Annotated in this window: 3 protein-coding genes and 1 pseudogene; 2 read left to right on the plus strand and 2 right to left on the minus strand. The window is 68.7% G+C overall.

From position 1 onward, the window contains the following. Nucleotides 1-654 (minus strand): DUF5937 family protein (locus tag EJK15_RS68040; protein ID WP_138720730.1); only part of this gene is annotated, 654 nt, incomplete at its 3' end. 57 nt (nt 655-711) lie between these two features. Here EJK15_RS68040 and EJK15_RS68045 point away from each other — a divergent pair. Continuing rightward, nucleotides 712-1,935: an MFS transporter gene (locus EJK15_RS68045; protein ID WP_206062314.1), complete on the plus strand. Its 1,224-nt coding sequence runs from the start codon at nt 712-714 to the stop codon at nt 1,933-1,935. Nucleotides 1,936-2,030: 95 nt separating this feature from the next. Here the strand turns inward: EJK15_RS68045 and EJK15_RS68050 are convergent. Continuing rightward, nucleotides 2,031-2,897: pseudogene (locus EJK15_RS68050) on the minus strand (ISL3 family transposase); the annotation flags it as partial. Between the two features lie 104 nt (nt 2,898-3,001). Here EJK15_RS68050 and EJK15_RS68055 point away from each other — a divergent pair. Further along, entirely contained in the window at nt 3,002-3,550 is a 549-nt protein-coding gene (locus EJK15_RS68055) for a transposase (protein WP_171075415.1), read from the plus strand. Nucleotides 3,551-3,980 lie beyond the last annotated feature (430 nt).

Below are 3,980 nucleotides of genomic sequence, written 5' to 3' on the forward strand. Positions count from 1 at the left end.
CGGGGAGATGGGGGCGGTGGGGGCCCGGCTGAAGAGGGTCGGGACCAGGGTGAGGCCCTCGCCGCTGGTGGAGCGCCGGTAGCGGGCGTCGCTGATCAGCCGCATGCGTACCACGCCGTCCTTCAGCTGAACGCGCTCGCTGAGGTCGGCGAACATCGCGGCCAGGCCGTGGGCCGAGATGACCTGGCCGCGGTGGACCACGTCGGCCTGCAGGACCGCGCGCATCCTGGGCCACCAGGGCACGAAGCAGGTGCGCCAGTAGTCCCGCAGCGCGTCCAGGATGCGGGCCGACGGGTCGCCGCGCAGCGGCTCGGGGAGCCGGGGGTGGATGGCGCGCAGGTCGTCGAGCACCCGGTCCACGGGCACGCGGGCGACCGTGGCGAGCTCGTCGTCGATGCGGGTAAGCGGGGCGTGGGGGCGGGGTGACAGGTAGTCCGGTGTCCACATGTCGTCGTTGGTGAGCGCCCGCAGCAGGGGCACGTCCAGCGTGGACCGGGCCTGCTCCGTGCGGCGCAGCCAGGGCAGGTGCACGGGATAGCGCCCAGGGTCGCGGAACGTACGCAACGACAGCGTGAGCTCGTTGAGCGGCGAGATGGCGAAGCGGACGTCGGCCACGTCCATCCCCGCAAGCTCGTACTCGATCAGCCCTGCCATGAAGCCATACGCTACATCAATTGGCGATAAAGGCCCTATTACGGGATAAAGGCCTCCGTGATCCAGACCTTCTTCCCTCAGGACCGCGTCGCCCGCTCACTGACCGTCAGCACGATGGCGTTCGCGCTCTCCAGCGGCGTCTTCTACACCGTCAGCACGCTGTACTTCACGCTCGTCATCGGGCTCAGCGCGACGACGGTGGGTCTCGGGCTGGGCATCGCGGGCGGCACCGGGGTGCTGGCCTCGTACGCGGGAGGGTGGCTGGCCGACCGGGTCGGCGCGCACCACATCCAGACGGTGGCGACAGGGCTCAACGGGATTGCGCTGCTCGCCTACACGTTCGTCTCCGACGCCGTCGTGTTCACCCTGATCGCCTGCCTGGCCGTGATCATGCGTTCGGTGGGCTCCTCGTCGAAGCAGGCGATGCTGGCGCGGTGGTACACCGGCCCGGAGCGGGTCGAGGTCCGGGCCCGGATGCGCGTGGTCACGAACGTCTTCATCGGCCTGGGCACGGTGGCCGCCGCGGCGGCGCTCCTGATCGGCACCGCGTCGGCGTACCGTGTGGCGATGGTCGTCGCCGGCGTCTTGCTGCTGGCGGCCACCGTGCCGCTGGCCGGGCTCGGGCGTCAGGTGCCGGAGCTCGCCGCCAGGATGACCGCCGTCAGGGAGCGCACCGCGTCCACCGGGCCTTCGCCGCTCAGGGACCGTACGTACATCGCGAGCGTCGCGTGCAACACCGTGGTGGCCACGCAGTTCGGCCTGCTGACCGTCGGCATGCCGCTCTGGGTGGCCACCACCGACGCGCCCACCGCCATCGTCTCCGTGCTACTCGTCCTCAACACCGTGGTCGTGGCCGCACTCCAGGTGCGCGCCTCGCGCGGCACCGACGACGTGCGCAAGGCCGGGCGCACGGTCAGGCGCGCGTCGTGGCTGCTCGCGATCGCATGCGGTCTGTACGCCCTGGCCGGCTACGGAAACATGATCGTCGCCTGCGTCCTGTTCGTCCTGGCCGCGTTCGCCCACACCATGGGTGAGATCCTGGGCGAGGCGGGTGGCTGGGGCATGGCCTTCGAACTGGCCGACCAGCGCAGCGCCGGCGCCTACCAAGGCCTCAGCCAGACCGGCTACGCGATCGCCGCCATGTTCTCCCCGATCCTCGCCACCACCGCCGTCGAACACGGCACCGCGGGCTGGGTCGGCCTGGCCGCCCTCTTCGTCCTGGCCGGCACGGGCGCCGCCGCGGTGGCCCGGCACGCAGCCATGATGATCCCCGCCGACTAGCGAAGAGACGAAGCTGCGACGAGTCACCGCTCATGTGCGACCGCAGCTGCCAGGGATCGAGCGGGACTTGGGGGCTCTTCGATTTTAGGCGGAAGTTAAGCGGGGTTGAGGCATCCGCGTCCGCGTCGGGTAGTGGCGCATCGGGTGCGTAGACGCTGGTTCTCGGGATTGCGGAAGCCATAGGCGTCTCGGGCGGTGGTCTTGATGACGCGGTTGGTGCCTTCGGAGCCGGCGTTGGTGATGCCGGTCTGAATGAAGGCCAGGATCTCGGGCCACCAGGTCTCGATGGTGGTGGCCAGGCGTTCGAGTTCGGGCAGGCCGGAGGCGGCGCAGCGGTCGTAGAAGCGAAACAGCCGCTCAGCGATGACGGTGCGGTCAGGGTTGGTGCGGGCCAGGGCGAGCAGGTCCAGCAGGTCTTCCTTGGCGTTCCACGCGGCCAGGATCGGCTTGCCGATGCGGCCGAGCGCTTGCAGGTCATCGACCATCGGATCCAGTTGAGAGCCGTGCATTCGGGCTGCGGAGCGGGTGAGCCGGTTGCGCAGCTCCCACTCCCGGTTACCTTTGCGCCCACGCCGGCCGCGGATCTGGACGGTGATGCGGCGGCGGATCTCGGTGAGGGCCTGGTTGGCTAGTTGTACGACGTGGAAGTGGTCGACCACCAGACGGGCCTGCGGTAACGCGGCGCGTACGGCGGCTTTGAAGATGGTGCACATATCGATCGCGACGAAGGCCACCCGCTCGCGCCAGGTGGCATCACGCTGGTTGAGCCAGCCGGTCACCGCGGCGATGGTGCGGCCCTCGACCTGGCCGAGCAGACCCTGATCATCGGACAGGTCCACGAAGCCGGTATGCCAGCGATTCACCGCCGTCGTCCACGTGCCGGTGCTGTCATCCAGCACCCAGCGGGGCCGCCCCCGGCGGACCTCATCGATGCCGAGCACGCTAACCTGCGGCTTTACCGTGAATTTGAGTCGGCTTGATCGTTTACATGAGAAAGTGCCTTTGAGCTGGGATGATCGGACTTATCGAAGGTCCCGTCCACCCCAGATCAGAAGGCACTTTCCGCGTGAACTCTACCGCTTCCCACCGCAAGATCAGCGTGTCTGCCGACGGCCGTGGGCTGGTCTCTCACGCCGGCGGCCTGCTGCTGTTGCAGACGCTGCGCGTCACCGGGCTGGACAAAGCGCTGTCGGCACAACTGGAGCGATGGCGGCCCGGCCGCGCGATCCACGACCCGGCAAAGGTCTCGCGCCTGATCGACAGGCTCGCCGCCGATCCGGCCCGCTCACTGAAGGCGATCCGCGCCGCGCGGGCAACGGCACGCGAACGCGCCTGGCACCTGGCCGGACCCCACGCCCCCGGAGCCGACGGCCAGCCCGTGATCGTGGATCTCGACGCCACCATCGTGCTCTCCCACTCCGACAAGCAGCACGCGGCGCCGACCTGGAAGAAAAGCTACGGCTTCCACCCGATGACCGCCTTCGCCGACCACGACCAAGGCGGCGGCGGGGAACCGCTGGCCCTGATGCTGCGGGCAGGCAACGCCGGATCCGTGCGACACGAGGTCGCACGAGTTGAGTGGATGCATCGATTGGAGGTTCGGCTGATGCCGTAGATGTTCATCCCAGGCCAGTGTCCAGGGCCTGTCCCCGCTCCGACGTGCGTCGCTGGTAACGGCGGGGTGCGAAGCTCGGAGAAGAAGCCCAAGGGCTCCCGTTCCGTCCGGGGGCCACAGGCAAGGGGAAGACCGGAGGGGTGAACGCGAGTGAACCCTTGATGATGCCTCGTCACGTTTGAGCCCCGTCAGGCGGAAGATTTCAGCGGGGTGCAGGGACCAGCCGCAGTAAGGCGGCGGGTGCCGACCGGTGAGCGAACCGCCGGTCGGGAGGACACCACCGTCCCCGGGGTATAGAGGGCAGTGCGACACGAGGTCGCAGGTTGTGAGTGGGCTTACCAAATGGAGGTTCGGTTGATATCGAAGGTGTAGTCCCTGGTCAGTGTCCGTGAGACCTGTTCCCGCCTTGGCATGCGTCGCTGGTAACGGC

Source organism: Nonomuraea basaltis, from assembly GCF_005893125.1.
GTDB classification, from domain to species: domain Bacteria; phylum Actinomycetota; class Actinomycetes; order Streptosporangiales; family Streptosporangiaceae; genus Nonomuraea; species Nonomuraea basaltis.